20 protein-coding genes and 2 tRNA genes are annotated in these 21,205 nt (G+C 56.2%); 9 read left to right on the forward strand and 13 right to left on the reverse strand.

The features are described from left to right. Positions 1-20: 20 nt before the first annotated feature. Entirely contained in the window at positions 21-410 is a 390-nt protein-coding gene (locus GOV89_RS07605) for a hypothetical protein (RefSeq protein ID WP_171178855.1), read from the reverse strand. Positions 411-555: 145 nt separating this feature from the next. On the opposite strand from GOV89_RS07605, the gene GOV89_RS07610 reads away from it, so the two are divergent. Next, entirely contained in the window at positions 556-1,206 is a 651-nt protein-coding gene (locus tag GOV89_RS07610; protein ID WP_171178522.1) for a carbonic anhydrase, read from the forward strand. Positions 1,207-1,299: 93 nt separating this feature from the next. On the opposite strand, the gene GOV89_RS07615 is transcribed toward GOV89_RS07610, so the two are convergent. The 5 genes from GOV89_RS07615 to GOV89_RS07635 form a co-directional block, all read right to left on the reverse strand. Continuing rightward, on the reverse strand, positions 1,300-2,217 hold the full coding sequence (locus tag GOV89_RS07615) for an endonuclease/exonuclease/phosphatase family protein (RefSeq protein WP_171178520.1): 918 nt from the start codon (positions 2,215-2,217) through the stop codon (positions 1,300-1,302). A gap of 264 nt (positions 2,218-2,481) precedes the next feature. Further along, positions 2,482-3,423 (reverse strand): hypothetical protein, encoded by a 942-nt coding sequence (locus GOV89_RS07620; protein ID WP_171178517.1) that lies wholly within the window; start codon positions 3,421-3,423, stop codon positions 2,482-2,484. 375 nt (positions 3,424-3,798) lie between these two features. Further along, a complete protein-coding gene (locus GOV89_RS07625) occupies positions 3,799-4,821 on the reverse strand; it encodes an aspartate-semialdehyde dehydrogenase (RefSeq protein WP_171178515.1) in 1,023 nt (340 codons plus the stop codon). 103 nt (positions 4,822-4,924) lie between these two features. After that, positions 4,925-5,956 carry a glycosyltransferase family 4 protein gene (locus GOV89_RS07630; RefSeq protein ID WP_171237907.1) on the reverse strand — a complete coding sequence of 344 codons (1,032 nt, stop codon included), beginning with the start codon at positions 5,954-5,956 and terminating at the stop codon, positions 4,925-4,927. A 21-nt stretch (positions 5,957-5,977) separates the two neighbouring features. Next, positions 5,978-7,150: an MFS transporter gene (locus GOV89_RS07635; RefSeq protein WP_171237908.1), complete on the reverse strand. Its 1,173-nt coding sequence runs from the start codon at positions 7,148-7,150 to the stop codon at positions 5,978-5,980. Positions 7,151-7,291: 141 nt separating this feature from the next. Between GOV89_RS07635 and GOV89_RS07640 the strand changes: the two genes are divergently transcribed. Continuing rightward, positions 7,292-8,434 carry a DUF3095 domain-containing protein gene (locus tag GOV89_RS07640; RefSeq protein ID WP_171237909.1) on the forward strand — a complete coding sequence of 381 codons (1,143 nt, stop codon included), beginning with the start codon at positions 7,292-7,294 and terminating at the stop codon, positions 8,432-8,434. Positions 8,435-8,438: 4 nt separating this feature from the next. Here the strand turns inward: GOV89_RS07640 and GOV89_RS07645 are convergent, their stop codons facing one another. After that, complete coding sequence (locus GOV89_RS07645) at positions 8,439-9,209, reverse strand: HpcH/HpaI aldolase/citrate lyase family protein (RefSeq protein ID WP_171178499.1); 771 nt, start codon at positions 9,207-9,209, stop codon at positions 8,439-8,441. 222 nt (positions 9,210-9,431) lie between these two features. Here GOV89_RS07645 and hpaR point away from each other — a divergent pair, with 222 nt between their 5' ends. Both hpaR and GOV89_RS07655 read left to right on the forward strand, forming a co-directional pair. Continuing rightward, positions 9,432-9,866: a homoprotocatechuate degradation operon regulator HpaR gene (gene hpaR / locus GOV89_RS07650; protein WP_171178497.1), complete on the forward strand. Its 435-nt coding sequence runs from the start codon at positions 9,432-9,434 to the stop codon at positions 9,864-9,866. Between the two features lie 589 nt (positions 9,867-10,455). Continuing rightward, positions 10,456-11,154 carry a fumarylacetoacetate hydrolase family protein gene (locus GOV89_RS07655; RefSeq protein ID WP_171237910.1) on the forward strand — a complete coding sequence of 233 codons (699 nt, stop codon included), beginning with the start codon at positions 10,456-10,458 and terminating at the stop codon, positions 11,152-11,154. Positions 11,155-11,157: 3 nt separating this feature from the next. Here GOV89_RS07655 and GOV89_RS07660 read toward each other — a convergent pair whose 3' ends face one another. Next, the gene (locus tag GOV89_RS07660) at positions 11,158-12,378 is read right to left on the reverse strand and encodes a winged helix-turn-helix domain-containing protein (protein WP_171237911.1); all 1,221 of its coding nucleotides are present in this window, start codon (positions 12,376-12,378) and stop codon (positions 11,158-11,160) included. Beyond that, complete coding sequence (locus GOV89_RS07665) at positions 12,375-13,400, reverse strand: LacI family DNA-binding transcriptional regulator (protein WP_171092978.1); 1,026 nt, start codon at positions 13,398-13,400, stop codon at positions 12,375-12,377. The genes GOV89_RS07660 and GOV89_RS07665 overlap by 4 nt, the downstream gene beginning before the upstream one ends. Positions 13,401-13,515: 115 nt before the next feature. Here GOV89_RS07665 and GOV89_RS07670 point away from each other — a divergent pair. From GOV89_RS07670 to GOV89_RS07685, 4 genes are all read left to right on the forward strand, one after another. Further along, positions 13,516-13,592 (forward strand) — tRNA-Arg (locus GOV89_RS07670). Between the two features lie 216 nt (positions 13,593-13,808). Then, entirely contained in the window at positions 13,809-14,612 is an 804-nt protein-coding gene (locus GOV89_RS07675) for an AraC family transcriptional regulator (RefSeq protein ID WP_245222878.1), read from the forward strand. 113 nt (positions 14,613-14,725) lie between these two features. Then, positions 14,726-15,679: an alpha/beta hydrolase gene (locus GOV89_RS07680; protein ID WP_171237912.1), complete on the forward strand. Its 954-nt coding sequence runs from the start codon at positions 14,726-14,728 to the stop codon at positions 15,677-15,679. Positions 15,680-15,738: 59 nt separating this feature from the next. Then, positions 15,739-16,248, forward strand: coding sequence for a nuclear transport factor 2 family protein (locus GOV89_RS07685; protein ID WP_171178487.1), 510 nt, complete (start codon positions 15,739-15,741; stop codon positions 16,246-16,248). A 28-nt stretch (positions 16,249-16,276) separates the two neighbouring features. On the opposite strand, the gene arsB is transcribed toward GOV89_RS07685, so the two are convergent. From arsB to GOV89_RS07705, 4 genes are read right to left on the reverse strand one after another with little or no spacing between them, the layout of a single operon-like run. Continuing rightward, positions 16,277-17,299, reverse strand: coding sequence for an ACR3 family arsenite efflux transporter (gene arsB / locus GOV89_RS07690; protein WP_171178485.1), 1,023 nt, complete (start codon positions 17,297-17,299; stop codon positions 16,277-16,279). Next, on the reverse strand, positions 17,296-18,561 hold the full coding sequence (gene arsJ, locus GOV89_RS07695; protein WP_171178483.1) for an organoarsenical effux MFS transporter ArsJ: 1,266 nt from the start codon (positions 18,559-18,561) through the stop codon (positions 17,296-17,298). The genes arsB and arsJ overlap by 4 nt, the downstream gene beginning before the upstream one ends. Continuing rightward, positions 18,558-19,556 (reverse strand): ArsJ-associated glyceraldehyde-3-phosphate dehydrogenase, encoded by a 999-nt coding sequence (locus GOV89_RS07700; RefSeq protein ID WP_171178481.1) that lies wholly within the window; start codon positions 19,554-19,556, stop codon positions 18,558-18,560. The genes arsJ and GOV89_RS07700 overlap by 4 nt, the downstream gene beginning before the upstream one ends. Next, positions 19,553-20,386 (reverse strand): MarR family transcriptional regulator, encoded by an 834-nt coding sequence (locus tag GOV89_RS07705; protein ID WP_171178479.1) that lies wholly within the window; start codon positions 20,384-20,386, stop codon positions 19,553-19,555. Before GOV89_RS07705 ends, GOV89_RS07700 begins: the two co-directional genes overlap by 4 nt. A gap of 226 nt (positions 20,387-20,612) precedes the next feature. On the opposite strand from GOV89_RS07705, the gene GOV89_RS07710 reads away from it, so the two are divergent. Beyond that, positions 20,613-20,688, forward strand: a tRNA-Thr gene (locus GOV89_RS07710). The last annotated feature ends 517 nt before the right edge of the window (positions 20,689-21,205 follow it).

Genomic DNA, 21,205 nt, shown 5'->3' on the forward strand with positions numbered 1-21,205 from the left:
TGATCCACCTGCAACCCCCGTCAGACGGAAAGATCCTGCTGGTCCCATACGGCGGTCAATGAACGTTCGCCCACTCTGATCAGCCGCCCCAAGGTCGCAGCAGCCGCCACCGCATCACCGGCATCGACGGTTTGGGCCACATCAGCGGCTACGCGCGCCAGCGCCGTCATCCCGACCTGTTCAGAGATTGCAACCAGCGATTTGGCACATTTGCGCAGATCGGCCCATTCGCGGTGCCGCCAAAACCGTTCACAGTTTGAAAGACGCACGGCCAGTTCCTCAACCGTGCGGCACAGCACGTCCAACGCGTTCTTGTCCCCCAATTGGCTATACAGCCCGCCGAGTTGATCCGGGTCCAGCCGGACGGATTCCTTGTGTTCAAGCGCGATTATCTTTTCCACCACATTCACCCTTAATTTTGACGCCCCCACGGCGTTGTTTTGATATTGGCGGGAAATTCCTTTGCAAAACCTTGCAGTGAATCTGGATAATGGCTCGAATTTTTCTTGAATTCGGTTTAGAGCGTCCTGAAGCGAGAAGAACTGGGACAACACAATGGACTTTGCCAAGCCTTTGCCGACCTATCTGGTCAAGCGCTATCACGGGTGGAAAGCCACGACATATTCCGAGAACCAGGTTTGGTACAAACGGTTGGCAGAAGAGGGGCAGCGCCCTCGTGCGATGGTAATATCCTGCTGCGACAGCCGGGTGCATGTGACTTCCATGTTCGGGGCCGATCAGGGCGATTTCTTTATTCACCGCAACATTGCCAATCTGGTGCCGCCATACGCGCCGGACGGTGATCATCACGGCACCAGCGCGGCAATCGAATACGCCGTCACGGCGCTGAAGGTCGCGCATCTGATCGTGTTGGGTCATTCGCAATGTGGCGGTGTTCAGGGGTGCATCGACATGTGCAAAGGGGAAGCACCCCAATTGGAGGTCAAGGAAAGCTTTGTGGGCCGGTGGATGGACATCCTCAAACCCAAATACGAACTGGTGGCCAATATCGAAGACCGTGTCGATCAGGCGCGGCAGTTCGAACGCCATGCGGTTGTGGCGTCTCTGGAAAACCTGATGACCTTTCCGTTCATCTCGGAGGCGGTCGGGCAAGGCGCGCTGAGCCTGCATGGCTTGTGGACAGATATCGGTGCAGGCGGACTGGAATGCTTTGATCCCTATCAGAAGAAGTTTGTTCCCGTCTGAAGCGGCTCTTTTTTGATTTGGGCCTGCGGTGGACGGCACAATCTCTGTCGAAAACCACACCTGTTTAGCATGTGAGCGCCCAGCCCGCGTACGTCACTCTATTCGAATCCTGGCAAGCTTTCCCAGATGGTCCGATCCCATGAAAGGGCGCAATTCGACCGTTCCGATTGTGCCTTTGGGGAAGAGTAGGTTGTCTATCGGCAGCGGCACCTTCCAACTGCCAAGATGATGCGTATTCAGGGCGGTTCCAAAGCTTTGATTGTCCGCCGCCGCAGCGATCCGCTGAACGCTTGCCCCCCATGGTACCATGTTGAAATCGCCGGCAATCAGGACAGGGCCGTCCAAATCCGCAATGCGATCAGCGATAACCTGACTTTGCTGCGCTTGATCATAAGGAAACGGCCAATTCAGGTGAATCGATACAATCCAGACTGAAGTACCGTCAGGGGCCTCGACCTGAATGCCAACCAGCCCCGAGCCTTTCAGACAGAACTCAGAGTTTTCCACGATGGGCAGGGTTGTCAGGATGGCAACGCTTTGTTCGGGTCGAAAGCCGCAAACAGTCTTGGACGGGTAGTGTTCGAACAGGTTGCTCATGTATTTCTGGTTGTGGCTGGACACTTCCTGCAATGTCACAACCTGGGCGTCGGATGCGACAATGTCGTCCGCCAATGAATAGCGCGGCCAAGCTTTGCTCATCAGGTTTTTCTGATAAAGCGTCAGGCAAGTGCCGTTGCAATCGGCAGAGGGTGCAGCATAGCTGGTGGCGATCGAACCAAGGGCCATCGCAGCAATGGCAAAGGTTGTCAAAGCGAGATACCTGGCGCGCAGGTACAGCAACAGCGCTGAACAGAGTACCAGCAATATACCAGCTTGCGGGCGCAAAAGGGCAATCGAGTCCCCAACGGCAAAGATTTGCCCGGTAAAGCCAATGAAGACAAGCGCCATCAGAACACTCGCGCATCCGATGGTCAGAGTTCTGCCAATTCTGCGTTTGGTCGAAACCTGCATACTCTGCCTCAGCCACCTTGCGCGGGACACCGCCTGAGGTGTGATTGGTCACATCTGCCGCGATCAAGGTTTGTTATTTAGGTGGCAAGCCAGCCCGTCTTTGTCAACAGACCGGGCAAATTTACCTCATTGAGGGCCGCCTCGCGCCCACAGCGGTTACTTGCACGCGTTGCGTAAGGATTGTCATGGGTTTAGATCTTAAAGTTATCCGGGGCGTGCACTAAGGAGGCGAGTCCCAAACCCCAAATTTCGGTTTTCAAGTGGTCAAGGTAGAGGTGTGATAGCCACCTTTGTGACCGGGTTAAGGTCGCCATTTGGGTCTGTCAGGATTCCCTCTGGGAAGGATACCGAGATGGGTTGGTCTTTCGTATCCATACAGAGCATGTGGTTGTTGTCTCCATCGCCTAAGTTTGCCAGCTCTGCTGGCTTCACCTCGCGCCGGGTCCCATCCGCCGCTTCGACGGTGATCGCGTAGAGATCGCGCTCAGCCTCGCCGGGCTCGGTACCGTCTTCCAGCGTCACGCCGCCCTCCCACACAACACGGACCGCCTGAACGATGCCCTCTGTTTGGCAGAGGCTGCCCCTGACCCGAGGTGGGCCCAGCGTGCCAACAAGTGTCCAGTCTTCCACAACCTCAGCCCATGCGATCGATGGCCCGTCTTCAAGGGGTATTACTGGCGTACTGGCTCCGCGAAAATCCATCGACCCGTCGATCGAATGCAGATGACCCACGATTTCAACGCTGACTGGTGGGTCCGTGTCCGAAGGGCCCAACCGCCCGATCAAGAGTACGGTACGCAGCTCTCCCGGATCAGTGGCGGGAAGAACAGACACGCAGTGCATGATCCCAATTTCGCCAGACCTAGTCCTGACCTGAAAGTCACCCGCCTGCATCGTGGCGACGTCTATCTCGGTCGAGAAGATAACAGGCATCCCAGAATAGCCCTTTGAACCTTTGCAAATCACATTGGAAAGCCGCGGCAAAGCGTCAAGCCCGTGAAAGGCCGATAGAAGATTGGCAGATTGCCCGTTTGCCTGTCTCGGCAGGCTAGCATTGGCGGTCGTATCGGAAAGTTTGCGATTGGAGATGTTACCAGTCCAAGTCCCAGGTCCATAAAGTATGAACCAAGTGACGCCTACGCCGATTACGGCTGCCACGGCAACCAATACGCCTATTGTGATACGCTTCGAGATGCCTTTGAGCATGTCAGAAACCTCAGCATTAAGTATTACTGCGAACGTCTTTTGCCCTAAAGTAAGTTGAGGGAGGTGCCGAACAAAAAAAAGAACACATGGGAGTGAAAGGTTGTGCATCTCGAACTTCGAATGGTTCGAACCGTCGCCGATTGTGTAAACTGCGACGGGGGAATTGGGCACTGTATGAAAGACTGCTTCGTCCGCTTATGACTAATCAGGTCGGGGTGCAGTATTTGGAAGGGCAGTTCTGTGGCCTCAATGTCCTGTCCAAGAAACTGTATGCGCGACTAGAGCCCGTTTGGCTTGCAATCTAGGCTGACTGAAACAAAAAAACCCGCTGACCAAACAGCGGGTTTCTTCTTGGTCTTTATTGGGGCCGGAACGTCAGCCCTTTTTCAGAACCTCACGGCCCAGCAGTTCAGCGATCTGTACCGCGTTCAGGGCCGCGCCCTTGCGCAGGTTGTCCGAGACGCACCACAGGTTGATGCCATTTTCCACGGTCGAATCCTGACGGATACGGCTGATGAACGTAGCAAAGTCACCCGCGCATTCGATGGGCGAGACGTAGCCACCGGCTTCGCGCTTGTCGATCACCATGATGCCCGGTGCCTCGCGCAGGATGTCGCGGGCTTCGTCTTCGTCCAGGAATTCCTCGAACTCGATATTCACGGCCTCGGAATGGCCGACGAACACCGGAACGCGGACACAGGTGGCTGTAACCTTGATCGACGGATCGACGATCTTCTTGGTCTCGACAACCATCTTCCACTCTTCCTTGGTCGAACCGTCTTCCATGAAGACGTCGATTTGGGGAATGACGTTGAAGGCGATCTGCTTCTGGAATTTTTTCGGCTCAACCTCAGTGGTGGGGTTGTAGACCGCCTTGGTCTGATCCCAAAGTTCATCCATGCCTTCTTTACCGGCACCCGACACCGACTGATAGGTCGACACCACAACGCGTTTGATCTTGGCACGGTCATGCAGCGGTTTCAGCGCGACAACCATCTGCGCGGTCGAGCAGTTGGGGTTGGCGATGATGTTCTTGTTCTTATAGTCGTGGATCGCCTCGGGGTTACACTCCGGCACGATCAGCGGAATGTCCGGGTCATAGCGATAAAGCGACGAGTTATCGATCACCACGCAGCCCGCAGCTGCGGCCTTAGGGGCATAGGTCTTGGTGGCGTCCGAGCCGATGGCAAACAACGCCATGTCCCAGCCGGTGAAGTCGAACGTGTCGATGTCCTGGGTCGTCAGTGTCTTGTCGCCAAAGCTTACCTCTGTCCCCAGCGAACGACGGCTTGCCAGAGCAGCAAGTTCATCGACCGGGAACTGGCGTTCCGCCAGGATGTTCAGCATTTCGCGGCCCACGTTACCCGTGGCGCCGGCGACAACGACGCGATAGCCCATTTCATGTCTCCAAAGTTAAGGACGCGCGTTCATAGCTGCGTTGCGGCAAAGAAAAAAGAGCTTTTGGCGCTGAATCGAACGTTTGAGGTCGAATTGAGGCGCTTCAAGCGCTCAGAAGACGCTGGTAGAGCGCAACCAACGTCTCTGCCTCACCGTGAATATCGAAATTCTGTTCGACATGGGTGCGGCCGGCCTGACCGGACAGTGCAAGGGAATCACGGTTTTCCAGCATCTCCGCCGCTGCGTCGGCCAGCGCGGGAATGTCGTCCGGGGCTACCACCCTGCCCAGCGACGGGTCGGTCACGATCTCGGAAAACGCGCCAACATCTGTGGCCACAACCGGTACGCCACACGCCATGGCTTCAAGCGGGGTGAGCCCGAACCCCTCCCACCGTTGGGGTGCGATGAACAGGTCCAGAACCTGATACCATTCGGCAATCTGATCAACCGTGACCTCGGGCATGAATATGATGCGATCAGACAAGCCCGCCTTAGCAACCTTGTCTTTCAGCTCGGCCAGAAATGCGGTGTGCTTCTCGGTGGCCCGGCCCATGACGATACCTGAAACGGTGTCGAACCGCCCACACAGATCGATCATCGCGTCAACAAAGGCATCTGTACCTTTTTGGTGCCGGATGCGGCCGTAGCATCCCAACAGCAGTCCGTCCGGAAGCCGCAGTTTTGCCCGAACGGCGGCCTTGTCCTGTGGGGGCGTAAAGTCCTCAAGGTTGATACCATGCATGACAACCTGTGCGTCGCGCTCAAGGTACCCGGCGGTTTTTTGTGACGTTGCCACGATCGCGTCCATCTTTCCGATCAGCCATTTTGTGTAGCCAGTATGAGGACGTTGGGATGCGCTGGTGAACAGCAGTTTGAGTTTCAGGCGGAACACGTTCCGCAGGATCAAGCCCAGAAGCATCTCGGTGTTGCGGCGGGCGTGCCAAACGCGTGTTGGACGGCGTGACAGAAAGGGCAGGCGACCCAGTGGGATATGCGGGATGTCGGCGGGCAGGCCCGGACCCGTGGCGGCGATGTCGATTGATTTTGCCTGAAGCGGAACCAGCCTTGCGATGGTTGCGGTCACGCCCGAAAGCCTGCGTTTCAGATTTGGGGCTATGACGACGGGGTCTTTCACCGGGCTCTCCTGATGGCTGCTTCAGTCGACACTATCCCGGCTGAATAGATAGATCACGCAACCAATGGCAAGCGATATGGCAAAAAACCCGAATATCGCCGTGTAAGGCGCGGTTGACCCAGTCTGAACGGTGGCAGCATGAATCCGACCGGTGACGAACTGGGCAACGCCGACGCCACCGATGCCGAACAGGTTCAAAAGGGTCACGCCGCGGCCAACCAGGTGCGGTGGTACAAAGGCCCGACCATGGGCCATGATGACCGGAAAGCTGGCCCCGGCAAAGCCTATGACGGCCAGCAGCAGAACAGACAGCCAGATTGCGTTGTCAATCCACAGGCACAGCAAGGTCAGCGCCACTGTCCCCAGCGCATTGCCCGCAAAAACAACCCACTTTCGGGTACCAAAAACGCGATCCAATGGCCCGTAGACAAAAGTGCCAGCAATCATTGCGGTCCCCATGATCAGGGTCGCGGTGCCGATTTGCGTCGTGCTTAACCCGAAAATATCGTTCAGATATGGCCCGGCCCAAAGGCCCCGCAAAGCGCCAGAAGGCGCGTATGCGACCAACATCAGCGGCAGGATCAACCAGAGAGCGGGCTTCTTCACAAGGTCCAACAATGACCCCTTTTGGTCCGTCTCAACCTTTTTCGGATCATGCACAGTCAGCAAAAGGCCAAGAGAAATTGCAGCCGAAATCACGGCCAGCCCAACCATCGTTGCGCGCCATCCCATCCACTCGACCGCGAGTGCGGTGGGGTAGGATGCCACGAGGTTGCCAACAGACCCCACGCCAAGCATCACAGCCGCCAAAGTGGCAAACCGCGCCGGAGGGTATTCTCGGGCAAAGATAAAATATGAGGCCATCAGGACCGGCGAGCAGCCAACGCCAATCAGCCCCATTGCAATGCTGATATGCATTGGCGTAGACGCAGCGGCAAAAAGCGCCGCCCCTCCTGCACCACCAATCAGCAGCAGCACCGCTGCGGTCAGGCGGGGGCCAACCCGATCCAGCGCCCAGCCGACCGGGATTTGCATCGCAGCAAAAACCAGGAACCAAAGGCCCGAGGCAAACGCCAGATCCTCGGGTGTTGCGCCAATATCCTGTTCCAGGTCGAGGCTGAGAACAGCCAGAAACGCGCGGAAAAACTGGCTGAGTACGTAGCCCAGGCATAAAACCACCAAACCTGCCTGCATAACTTGCCCCTTATTTTGCGCGCTTTAGGGAAAGGCTTGGCATGTCATGATGCAACGCACAAGCGTGTGTAGTATATTTCAGAAACGGGACTTGGACTTACGCCCGCCTAATTTAAGCTCAACATTGATTTGAGGGGGACCATGAAAGACCTCCATTCCGAGTTTTATGAAAACCTCCCTCTTTTCCGGGAGTTTACTTTGGTGGCGGACCCGACGCAGTTTTCAGCTGTGCCGGATGAATGGGTCGTCGGCGTTGCCGACATAGTTGATTCAACCGGAGAAATCGCCCGGGGCCGATACAAAACCGTCAACACGGTTGGGGCGGCTGTGATTTCAGCCATGATCAACGCCATGAACGGTAAGCTGTTTCCCTATGTTTTTGGTGGCGACGGTGCTGGCTTTGCCGTTCCGCCCAGTCAGGTCGAAGCCGCGCGTGATGCATTGGCTGCTTTGCGACGCTGGGCAGAAGAAGAGTTTTCCATGCCTCTGCGTGCGGCCATGGTATCGATGGCCGAGGTCCGAGCCGCCGGTCGGGATGTGCGCGTGGCCCGCTATGCACCATCTACCGGCGTGGACTATGCCATGTTCTCGGGGGGTGGGCTGGCCTGGGCCGAAGCCGAGATGAAGGCTGGCCGCAACATGGTTGATCAAGCAGAACCGGGCGCCCAGCCGAATCTGACAGGCCTGTCGTGCAGATGGTCCAACAGTACGGCTCGGCATGGCCAGATCGTCTCGCTGGTTGTTGAGCCCACTGCATCAGCGTCAGAGGGTGATTTTGCCGATCTGGTGCAATCCGTTCTGTCCATGTCGGAAAAACTGGAGCGTGCAGGGCACCCCGTGCCCGAGAACGGCCCGCCCATGAAATGGCCGCCGCCTGGCTTGGACATTGACGCGCATGTGTCACGCAATGGACGGAACATGATATTGCAAAAGACTGTTCTGCTGTTCCAGAATCTGTTGATCGCAGCCCTGTTTAAACTGGGCAAACGCCTGGGTCAGTTCGAGCCGGACCACTACAAGAAGATGGTCAGCGGCAACGCGGACTTTCGCAAGTTTGATGACGGTTTGAAGATGACGCTTGATTGTGATGCGTCCACGTTGAAACGGATCGAACACATGCTGGAGCAAGCGCGGTCGCGTGGAAAGATACGCTATGGTTTGCACGCACAAAACGAAGCGATGATGACATGCATTGTCCCGTCGGCCACCCGGGATGATCATGTGCATTTTGTTGATGGCGCGTCGGGCGGGTATGCTCAGGCCGCTGCGGCCATGCGCGCGTGAAAGGTCAAGACACCTTCCACTGCTCCGAAAGCGAACGGGCCGTCTGCGCCAATAGCATCACGTCGATACCTACGGCCAAAAACTGCGCGCCCATGTCTTTATAGGCTTGCCGGGCCTCGTCATTGGTCGCAAGGATGCCCGGCGCTTTGCCAGACGCCTTGATCCGCGCCAGCGCGTCTGCGATCACCTCGCGCATCTCAGGGGCGGCGCTGTTGCCCTGATAGCCCATGTCGGTCGACAGGTCGGCGGGGCCGATGAAAACTCCATCAACGCCCTCGACCTGTAAAATATCATCCAGGGCATCCAATCCAGCGCGGGTTTCAACTTGCAGCAACAGGCAGATTTCCTGATCCGCTGTTTGAATATACGCGTCGACAGCCCCATACATAGTCGCCCGTGCCGCCATAGCACCCACGCCGCGCGCTCCGGTCGGAGGATAGCGACACGCACGAACCAGTTCGCGCGCTTGCTCGGCGCTTTCGACGATTGGGACCAGCACGGTCTGCGCCCCTGCATCCAGAACCATTTTGATCAACCAGGTTTCGCCAATTGGAACGCGCACCACCGGATGCGATGGGCTGGCGGCCAAAGCCATGAGTTGATCCCGGATCGAACGGATGTCATTTGGGGCGTGTTCCCCGTCAATTACCAACCAATCGAAACCCGCTGTGCCCATGACCTCGGCGGTGACAGATTCAGCAAAGCTCATCCAGCACCCAATCTGGGTTTTTCCCTCATTTAGAGCCTTTTTGAAGGGGTTTTCCGGGGCAGCCATCAGATCTCTCTTGCTTTTGCAAACCATGATTATCAAAGACCCGGTGCCGGGTCCTTTCTGCATCTTCTCTTATGACAGTGAATTGTCCAGTCTGAATGCAGCCTTTCTGACGGGGCATAATCGACGCTGGCGGCGCCTTGCCTCCGCATGATGATAACTAGCGCCTTGCCAGAACTGGGAGGATTGCTTGCGAAAAAGCTGAAATTCGGTGATAATTTTCCTATGACTGACGACCTGCCTCTGACGTCGCGATCTTTGCCCATAGCGCTGTTGCGGGCGCGGGAAAAGGTTATGGGACCCATCCGTGCAATGCTGGCTGACGCTGGTGTCACCGAACAGCAGTGGCGGGTTTTGCGGGTTTTGAACGAAGAAGGCCCACAGGAACCGACACACATCGCTGATCGCGCCTGCCTGTTGTTGCCCAGCCTGACGCGGATTTTGCAGAAGCTGGAACAAAGCGGTTTGATCTCGCGGCGCTCTCATCCGGCAGATCGCCGTCGCCAGATCATTGAGATCACCACAAACGGTACCCAGATCATTCGCGCCAATTTGCCCGTAAGTATCGCCCAAGCAGAACGCATTCGGTCTCAGCTGGGGCAGGAAAAGCACGAGTTGTTGCTGGATCTTCTCAATGACCTGAAAAATCTCGAAGCCTGACAAGTGGCTAAAGCGAAGACGCTTCTTAGAAACCCCGCCGGAGAGTTTAGGGGGTATTCTCCAGCGGGGCGGCCAGACTCGTACTGGATCATTGCCTGGCCCGAGGCCGGTTGCGTCATGTGTAGTCTGACGGTCCGACCTGCAATTCGGAGTGTGCGCCGAGTCAAAACAGACTCTAATTAAAGCGTTGCTCCCGGGGACGGGCACATGCCTTTGCTCTCCGAAATAGATGTTGGTAACTGCCAACCGATGGATTGTCTTGCAAATGGGACCTCTGAAGTCGCATCGGCTAGGTAATTTGCCAAGTGTGTGCATCTGGCTTCAGTTCGGCCATATTGTCGGCTGCAACATCTGTAATTGAGGACATAACTCAACTTAAGCCCGAGCCAAGTCACGTTTGTTCTTCTTTTGACAAGGTCATAAAGGCGGAAGTGACATTGCTGTGAAACGGTCATTGCACTGCATACCGGAATTGGGCGGGTTTGCGCTGAAACACCAACAAAGCTTTGGCGAAATTCGGCGTGTTTTCTTGTATTGCTGATCGGACTGGCGGTCGTAAGATGAACCAGCACAATAGTCCGAGAGCACCATGTCAAATAGTCTGTTTTCCCTTCCCGACCCGGTTACTATCCCTGTTGTTGGGGCCTCAGCAGAGTATCCTGTGGGGCGTATTTTCTGCGTCGGTCGGAATTACGCGGCCCATGCGGCCGAAATGGGGAATGAGGTCGATCGCGAAGCACCGTTCTATTTCACCAAATCTGCAGCCAACGCGGTTCTGTCCGGGGCTATGGTTCCGTACCCGGCAGGGACCGAGAATTATCATCATGAAATGGAGTTGGTGCTGGCGATCGGAAAACCTGTATTCCGTGCCACCTCTGCGCAGGCTTGGGATGCAGTTTATGCTTATGGCTGCGCCCTCGACATGACCCGTCGCGACCTGCAGATTCGCGAACGAAACAAGCAACGGCCCTGGGATCTGGGCAAGGATGTCGAAAACGGTGCGGTATTTGCCCCGCTGACACCGGCAGGCAAATGGTCGCCGGACGCAGACAAGCATATCCGTCTGCGCGTCAATGATGAACTGCGACAAGACGCGACGCTTGAGGAGCTGATCTGGAAAATCGACGAAATCATCTGCCACTTGTCCGGCTTCTATCACCTGCGTCCCGGGGATCTGATTCTGACCGGCACACCAGCGGGTGTTGGACCGGTTGTGGCAGGTGATGTTCTGAGCGGTGAGATAGACGGGCTCGCGCCGATTGAATTGACCCTGACGGATGCAAAGTAGACCCTATTTAGGGTCTTTTAGCCAATCGTTGGCAAATTCGATTTGTGTGACTCCCGCCAGTCGTCGCACGCGATCCAGCTCGGCGTTCAGGCGTCGGGTGCGGGCGTCAGACCAGCGCACTCCGCGCTCGGGCCAAAGGGCTTTGACGCGTAACATGTCGCGGTCGCGATGCGCTTTCATGTCAATCCGGCCAACTAAACGGTTACCTTCCAGCAGTGGAAACACGTAGTAACCATAATTGCGCTTGGGTTCCGGCACGAAGACCTCGATCCGATAGTGAAAGCCGAACAACCGTTCTGCGCGATTGCGGTCACGCAGCATTGGATCAAACGGGCTGAGCACGCGGATGCGCCCGGGTGGCTGGGGCAGGTCCAAACTCTGGTCCGCCAGGTTTGAGCGGGCAAAGACCTTGCGGTGCCGCCCATCAGCGCAGGTGATCTCGATCTCTTCTATATCGCCTTTGGCCAGCGCCCTTGCGCACCAGCTTTTGGCTTCTGCTGCGCTGACCGTGTCCCAGAACGCAGCCAATTCGCCCGATGTTGCAAATCCAAGTCGGTCCAGTGCTGCGTTGCACAGCCAATCCACAGTCGCTTCTGCATCGCAATGCATGTTTCCCGGACAAAGTTGGGTTTCAATAACTCGCTCTGTCAGGTCATAGCGTTTCTGAAACCCCTCGCGGCCAACAACTGTAAGCGCGCCAGACCGCCACAAAAACTCCAAGGCGGTTTTTGACGGGTGCCAATCCCACCATCCGCCCGAGCCTTTCTTTTCGTCCTTGCCCACGTCCGAGGACGACACCGGCCCATGGTCACGGATGTGCTTCAACACCGTTTCAAACTGTTGTTCGAACCCATCCCGTCGCCAGTTCTTCCACCGCGCTTTCAGCAAATCAGCGTCGCGCTGAAAGCGCAGATGCCAGTGGGGGTAGAACTCCATCGGGATCACGGCCGCATCATGCGTCCAATGTTCGAACAGCTCTTTTTCCCTTTCATAGAGCCTTTTCAGGTGCGCGCCGCGATAACTGGGCCTGCGCGAAAACAGGATTAAGTCATGGGCGCGTGCAACTGTGTTGATACTGTCGAGCTGCACAAACCCCAACCGCTGGATCAGATTCAGAAGCGCACCGCCCTTGGCCTCACCCGATGGCAGTTCCGCCAGCGCGTGGCGATCGATGAAAACGGCCCGCGCTGTTTGGTTGTCGAGCCGTTTGAGGGGTGCCGTCATCGCCGCTTCAGGGTGTCGCCAAAGCTGATCTTGGGAGTCAGTGTCGCGCGCGTTTCAATCTCGGAGTCGGGATCTTTCAAACGCTCGGCGATGATTTGGGCGGCATGACGACCAATCTCAAGCCGACAGGCATCCATCGTCGCAAGTTTGCGCGGCAGACCCTGCAACAGTTCGACATTGTTGAAGCCGGCCAACCCGATTTGCCCTGGAATGTCGATGCCTTGCTCCAGCAGGTACAACAAGCCACCCGCACCGATCATGTCATTGGAGTAATACAGAAAATCCAGATCGGGAGAACGTTCCAGCATCGCCTGCGTCATCTCGCGCCCCTTCGCAAGGGCCGAGCCGCCGGAATAAAACTCGCGGTCTTCGATTTCGATCCCGTGCTTGCCCAATACCTCGGTGAAGCCTTCGAAACGCTTCCGGGCGCGGTGATCCAGAGGCATCTTGGTGCCCATGAAGCCAATATGCTGATACCCGGCCTTCAGGATCGCCTGCGCCATCTCGCGCCCGGCGCGGCGGTGCGAGATGCCGACCATCGCATCCACAGGCTTGCCGTCGGTATCCATGATCTCGACCACAGGAATGCCCGCTGAATCCAGCATGGCGCGTGCGGCTTCAGTATGTTCCAGCCCTGCAATGATCACGCCTGAAGGCCGCCACGAGAGCATCTCGTACAGCACCTTTTCTTCTTTTTCGGGCAGGTAGTCGGTCACGCCCACAACTGGCTGCAATTCCGTGTCTTCCAGCACCTGATTGATACCTGTCAGAACCTCAGGAAAAACCATGTTCGATAGCGACGGGATAATGACCGCGACCAGATTGACCCGGCTGGACGCCAGAGCGCCCGCGATCTTGTTGGGCACATAGCCAAGCTCTTTTGCGGCGGCCAGAACGCGGGTGCGGGTGGCGTCTGACACGTCCCCCCGGTTCCGCAAAACCCGGCTTACCGTCATCTCGGATACTCCAGAAGCCTCGGACACATCGCGAAGGGTAAGCGGGCGTTTGGATTCACTGTTCACGGGAGGCACCTGTGTTGTTGTTTTGCCCGATGGTAGCGTGAACAAGTCTGCGTGTACAACAATTGTGCAAAGCCGATGACAACCCGGAAAATCCCGGTTACAGAAGGCCACACACGGCCCCGTGGCTCAACTGGATAGAGCAGCCCCCTCCTAAGGGGCAGGTTGCAGGTTCGAATCCTGCCGGGGTCGCCAATTTCTCATGGTCTTCCGTCAATCGACGCGCGCTGAAACGCGGCAAGATTGGTCCCTGAATGCGCATCAAATACGTTGTTCGATCCACATTTACCTGCAAAAATTGGGCAAACTTTCCATGGGACCATCCGAGTGCCGCTCAGATACGCAGACATTTACCCCTCTGAACCACTGCTCAACAGCGACTCGATGGAGCGTCCTTCGGCAGCGGCACTGATGTCTGTACGATATTTTCAGGCGGAACCGGACGAAATGCCCGAGGACGTGTTCGCGGAACACCACGTATTGCTAAATTTGCAGGACAGTCCGCATCGCGTTCAAAATTGGCGTGACGGCACATTGCGGGATTTCACCTTCTGCAAGGACGAGGTCATTGTAACGCCCGCTGGCGTGCGGTCAGGTTGGCGGTGGTTCGCGCCGTCTGACGTGATCGTCATTACCCTAGAACCGCACAAGGTGGACCGTTTCGCGCAGTCTGAGCTTGGGATGTTACTCGATCCCCAACAATTTAAGGACTTGCCGCAGTTTTCCGACCCTGACCTTTGCGCGGCCGGTGTCATCTTGCGGGATGCGCTGGAGACTGAAGACATGTCCTCGGCCGTTATGTTCGAGGCCATGAGTCGGGTTTTTCTGGTCAAGCTGCTGCAGAAATACGGAAAGCGGCGCGCCGAAGATGCTGAATTGTCATCGCGGTTCACCTCTCGCCATTACCAACGTGTCCTGGCCTATGTACAAAAGCGCCTGGATCGCACGATCACCGTTGACCAACTGGCGTCCGAGGCTGGAATGAGCGCGTCGCATTTTGCCCGTGTCTTCAAGGAAACGCTTGGTTCAACGCCTATGCAATATGTCATGTCGTTTCGGATCGAGCAGGCGATGAAGATGATCGAAGATCCAAGGCGGCCCTTAGGGGACATTGCTTTGGCTTGCGGGTTTTCCGATCAGGCGCATTTCACCCGCAGCTTCAAGCAAGTGACCGGTCAGACCCCACGTGCTTTTCGCGTTGCGCTGAACGGTTGAAGCAGAATCTTTCAAAAACCGGGCAGCATGGTGCAATTTTCACAGGCGCTGACGTCGTATCTTTCATGTCATCGGGCCTGTGCCCAACCTGACAGATTTTGGGAGATACCTCCATGAAAACCCTCGCTTTGAACACCGCCGCTGCGCTAATGGCATCGACTGCCGCGATAGCTCAGGTCGAAACCCGCACCGTGACCTTTGAAAATGAAGGCACCATCATGTCCGGCACGCTGTATTTGCCGGAAAAACGCGGTGACGCGCCTTTGCCCACGGTTGTTGTCACCGGTGCCTGGACCTCGGTGCAGGAACAGATGCCCGCTAACTATGCACATGAAATGGCGGCACGCGGATTTGCTGCATTCACCTTCGATTTTCGCGGTTGGGGCAAGTCGGGCGATTTGCCTGACAATGTACGTTTTGTCGAAAGCCCAAAGGCCAAGACGTCGGACATCAAAGCCGCGTTCGAATATGTCGCAACCCTGCCTGAAGTGGATGCCGACCACATCAACGGGCTGGGTATCTGCGCTTCGGCCGGTTACATGGTCGACGCTGTTTCCGGAAATCCGCTGGTGCAACGTGTTGGGCTTGTCGCCCCCTGGCTTCAAAATGAAGAGATCGTCGAGGCCGTTTATGGCGGCAAGGATGGCGTTGCCGGGCTGATCGAAGTGTCCCATGCTGCCGAAGCCGTGGGTGGGCAAATCATCCCTGCGGCAGGGCCGGAAGGTGCCGAAGGCGTTCTGATGCCGATCGGTGGGTACTATTACGAGGCCGACCGTGGCGCGATCCCCGAGTATGACGACAAGTGGAACAATGCGGGCTGGGAAGGCTGGCTGACCTATCACCCTGCGGACAACCCGCAGCGTTTGGACAAGCCGCTCGCCATTGTTCACTCGGAAAGCGCGGCCATACCTCAGGGTGTGCAGGCCTTTCTCGCAGGGTTTGCAGGCGAAGCGACAGCCCAATGGCTGGAAGATGTCACGCAGTTCGATTTCTACGACAATCCCGAAGACGTGACCCGAGCAGCGGATACCGTGGCCGACCATTTCAGTGCTGGCCTAGACAGCTGAATTCTCGATCAGGCGTCGAAGTTGTCTTCAGCGCCTGCCCCTTACCCTGGAGTAAACCGATGCCCAAGAACCTTACCGCCACACTTGCAGCTGTCACAATGATTGGCAGCGCGGCGTTTGCCGAGCAACACACCAATATCTCGACAGCAATCACCGATATCGCAGCGGGAGCTGACCGCCATGACTGGACTCGTGTGCGCGGCGCTTTTGCCGATACGGTGACAACCGATTACACCAGCCTTTGGGGCGGTGACCCAGTCACGCAACCGGCTGACGACCTTATAGCAGGTTGGTCCGCATTCCTGCCTGGGTTTGAAAGCACACATCACATGGTCACCAACCATACCGTCAGATCGCTGTCCGAAACCCAGGCCACAGCGCAGGCTGATTTCACTGCTACCCACCGTATCGCGGATGGCTTGTGGGTGCTGGGCGGCCGATATGACTATATCCTTGAGAAATCCGAGGATAGTTGGGTTGTAACATCACTGACCATGACAGCGCTTTGGGAAACCGGTGATCGTGGTCTTGTGGCAATCGCGGCCGAGCGCGCGCAACAGTCCAATTGAACCAAGTGGTGAGCCGAGGTCGCCAAGTCTACCTTGTTCCTGGTTCTGGAAAACGCGTGCGTGTGCGGTTGGCGAAAGCAACAAGGGACAGCATCACTGGGACTTCGACCAGAACGCCTACAACGGTCGCCAACGCCGCGCCGGAGTTCAGACCAAACAAGCTGATAGCAACGGCCACAGCCAGTTCGAAGAAGTTTGATGTTCCGATCATGGCACACGGGGCTGCGATCCGATGGGGTACTTTCAGTGCATAGGCAGCGCCATACGCTATAGCAAAAATTCCGTAGCTTTGGATGAGGATAGGCACCGCGATCAGCACGATAACCATTGGCTTGGACAAAATGGTCTGACCCTGCAGTCCGAACAGAATAACCACAGTTGAAATCAACCCCATAACCGACCAAGGTTTTACGCGGGTAGAAAACGCCTCAACTGCCTGTTTAGAGCCTAGTTTGTTACGGGTGATCAACCCGGCAATCAGCGGCAACACCACGTAAAGAACCGTGGCCAGAACCAGCGTCTGCCAGGGCACTTCAATATCGGTGACACCCAGCAAAAAGGCGACGATCGGGGCAAATGCCACGACCATGATCAGATCGTTGACCGAGACTTGAACTAGCGTATAGGTCGCGTCGCCTTTGGTGAGTTGCGACCACACAAACACCATGGCGGTGCAGGGGGCTGCCCCCAACAAAATTAGCCCAGCTGTGTATTGGGCAGCGTCTTCGGGTGCAATCCAGGGTGCAAAGATATAGTCAAAGAATAATACGGCGAGCAGCGCCATGGTGAAGGGCTTGATCAACCAATTCACCACCAGCGTCACGATCAGACCGCGTGGCTGGCGGGCAACCCCGGCGACTGCGCGGAAATCGACGTTGACCATCATCGGATAGACCATCGCCCAGATCAGTACGGCTACAACCAGATTGACGCTGGCGATTTCGGCCCCTGCAACCAGTTGAACCAGTCCTGGCGCGGCTTGTCCGATCAGAACACCGCCAATCATGGCGAGCGCGATCCAAATTGTGAGATATCGTTCGAAAATGCTCATGAAAGCGCCTCGGAAGTCTGATCTGTGAGTTTACCAGAGGTCAGTGCGGCGAGGGCAACCATAGCGGACGCGGTACCGAGGACCATCGGCAATCCCCCGACCTGATAGGTGAGGCCAGACAAAACGGTGCCGACCAGCCGACCTGCTGCATTCGCCATGTAGTAAAACCCGACATCCATCGTCACACGCTCGGACTTGGTGAAGGCCAGGATAAGATAGGAATGCAGTGCCGAATTGACGGCAAAGACCGCTCCAAAGACCAGCAAGCCAGCAACGAGTGTCGTGGTCAGCCAGGTCTCAGGCTCGTTTGACAGCCAAGTGGCCAATGTTAGAGCCGCAGGAATGCAGAAAAGGATCACTGCCCAGCTGCGCGCAGCACGGATCAGATCACCTTCGGTTCGATCCGAGGCGCGAAGTATCCTTGGCGCGTTGGCTTGCACCACACCATAGAGGATGATCCACACCGCCATGAAAGTTCCTATCATGAAGAACGCAGATCGGTTGCCCGCCTCGGTACCGTCTGAGAGCACGGCGTAGAAATAGATTGGGATGCCGACCACAAACCAGACATCACGGGCGCCGAACAGAAAGACACGCGCTGCTGACAGCCAGTTTACATTGGCGGACTTCGAAAAAACTTCGGAGAACTTCGCCCCTTTGCGTCCCTTCGGCAAGCCTGCTGGCATGAACAGGATAACTGCAAACAGGATCACCGCCAGTACGGCTGCCATGACCAGAATTGCTGTCATAAAGCCCATTGTGGCCAGCATGGTCGCGCCCAGCAAAAAGCCCAGACCTTTGACTGCGTTTTTCGACCCCGTTAGCAGGGCCACCCAACGAAACAACCCGCCGCCCTCGGCAGGGGCCAGAAGTTTGACCGACGATTTCGAAGACATTTTGGCCAGATCCTTGGCCACTCCGCTGGCGCCTTGCACCATCATCACGAATGTGACCGACGCTGCGACGGTCCAGTTCGGGTCAAGCTGCGTCATGGCAAGCAACGCAATAACTTGCAGCCCCAGCCCTGCATAAAGGGTCGAGGTCAATCCGAACCGCGCTGCGATCCAGCCTGCGGTCAGGTTGGTGACAATCCCGGCGATCTCATAGAGCACAAAAAGATAAGCTAACTGAACCGGCGAGAAGCCCATGGTGTGAAAGTGCAACAGCACCAACATCCTGAGCGCCCCGTCGGTCAGCATGAAGGCCCAATAGGCCGCCGTAACCGCGATATAGGCCGACAATCCTTCGGGCCGTTGGGTCACAGCGACGATCCGACCATCAAAGCCACATCCACCAACCGATGCGCATAGCCCATCTCGTTATCATACCAGGCATAGATTTTAACCTGCGTCCCGTTCACCACCATGGTCGACGGCGCATCGACAATCGAAGAGCGTTCGTCATTGGTGTAATCGGTCGAAACCAGCGGGCGCGTCTCATAGCCAAGAATGCCCTTCAACTCACCCTCGGCAGCAGCTTTGAAAAAGCCGTTGACCTCTTCGGCGGAGGTTTCGCGCTGAACCTCGAATACGCAGTCAGTCAGCGATGCGTTCAGCAGAGGCACCCGCACCGCATGACCATTCAGACGTCCCTTAAGTTCGGGATAGATCAAAGTGATCGCCGTAGCCGAGCCAGTGGTGGTCGGGATCAAGGAATTCAGGGCCGAACGCGCGCGGCGCAGATCCTTGGCGGGGCGGTCCACGATGGTCTGGGTGTTGGTCACATCATGGATTGTGGTCATCGACCCGTGGCGAATGCCCAGATTTTCGTGAATGACTTTGACAACCGGTGCCAGACAGTTGGTGGTGCAGGAGGCCGCTGTCACGATGTTATGGGTCGCAGGGTCATAAGTATCATCGTTCACACCCACAACAATGTTGGCTGTCGGGCCGTCTTTGACGGGGGCGGAGACAACAACCTTTTTCACGCCTGCATCGAAATAGGGTGCCAGCTTGGCTTCGGTCTTGAAGACGCCAGTACAGTCGATCACTACATCGACACCGTCCAACGGCAGAGCTGAAAGGTCTTTTGTCCCAACAAAGGGGAGGCGCGTGCCACTCACAGTGATGCTGTCGGCATCGTGGCTGAACTTTGCATCCCAACGTCCGTGCACTGTGTCAAATTCCAGCAGATGCGCGTGCATTTCGGGATTACCAACAGCGTCGTTGATCCATGCAATTTTTGCGCCCCGTTCCAGCAAGGGTTTCAGCGCAAGTTTTCCCATCCGGCCAAGGCCGTTCAGAGCGTAGGTCGTCATTTCGTGTCCTCAAAAGATGCTCGCCCGATGTCATCGACAGCGGATTGCAGTGCGATCCGGTCAAGACTTTCGACCGGCAGCGACGTAAAGGCTTGGATCCGACGCTTCAGCGCGCCGTAAGCGTTTTGAAACGCAAGGCTTTTTTCTGCGTCGGTGCCTTCTGTCTTGACCGGGTCAACCATACCCCAGTGACCACTGATCGGTTGACCTTCCCAGGCCGGGCATTCTTCGTTCGCAGCCTGGTTGCAGACCGTAAAAACAAAATCCAGGTCAGGCGCATCCGGCCCCGAAAACTCGGACACATTCTTTGACCGCAGGACTGACGTGTCATGGCCCTTGTCTTGCAAAACCTGCATCGCAAACGGGTTCAGTTCGGAAAACGGCCATGTTCCTGCCGAATAGACATTGAACCGATCGCCGCCTATCTCGCGCAGCAGAGATTCAGCAAAGATCGAGCGGGCGGAATTGCCCACGCAAATGAACAACACATTGAACTTCCGGTCAGTCATGGTGTCACTTCCTTTGGTTGAAGGCATACAAAGATCAGGTCGGCCACGGCAGCAGTCCACAATAAGGAAATCGAGCATTTGCTGCACGTTTTTCATTTCAATCGAATAGAGAAGAGACGTCCCGGATCGCTCCTGCTTGACCAGCCCTGACCGCTGCAACGCATTCAGATAGTTCGACATTGTGCTGGGTTTGATACCTAACTCTGCCGCCAGCTCGCCTGCGGGAACAGTGTCAGGAAACCGTCGCATTAACATGCGAAACACGGTGATGCGTTGCGGGTGACCCAGAATGGCCAGCTGGTCGATTACTTCTTCTATCATATTTCATGAAATATTGAATTAATGACCGGGAGTCAATTTCAACCCGTTGGCGTTACAAAAAATTCACATACGGAAGCTGCCGCAGGCAGAGTCGGTTGCCGGCTCAAAAGAAGACCCCATTCAGGCAGGTCGGCCGCAAAAAGCTCAACTGGGCTTGCAGGCAACAGACCGACAGTTTAAACGATCCATCGCACCCAGATAGAACCAGTTCTGGCTGCCATAAGTTGCCTCAATAGCTCAGCTGGTAGAGCAGGTCCTTCGTAAGGACAAGGTCGGGGGTTCGAGTCCCTCTTGAGGCACCAATAAAAATCAAAAACATCAATTTTATCAGCGTGATGAAGTATATTTTGTTTTTCTATACACCCCAATGTCAACCCTTTAGTAGTTGATTGGTGCCTCTTGAAGTCGTAGGCACAAAGATCGCTGTTGCATTGGAAAGCATGGATGATGGTGGCGCACCGATGGTCCATAGGCTGATTGCGTGACCCGGTGGTTAAAAGGAAATCACGCATACGTGGTCGATACACCCGATATTCGCGCCAAGATCGAAGAAGCTGCGCAGCCATGGCGCGTTGTACTTTAGTGTACGTTGCATACGGTGTGAAATTTACTGTTCAACCTACCTTTGGCTCGACCGATAGCCCGCGTCCGCGTACCCCATTTAAGAGGCTTGCCTCCGTTCGGTGCGCCGTTCAGATTTGTACTGTCGATCAAAGTAGTTTCGTCGTCCGCTCCGGGCGGAGCCAATTCTCTGAAGGTGTGCACAAAGACGCCGAGGCGGGACCATTTTAAGAACCGATTGTATAGGGTCTCGTGCGG

This window comes from Ruegeria sp. HKCCA5763 (assembly GCF_013034545.1).
GTDB lineage: Bacteria > Pseudomonadota > Alphaproteobacteria > Rhodobacterales > Rhodobacteraceae > Ruegeria.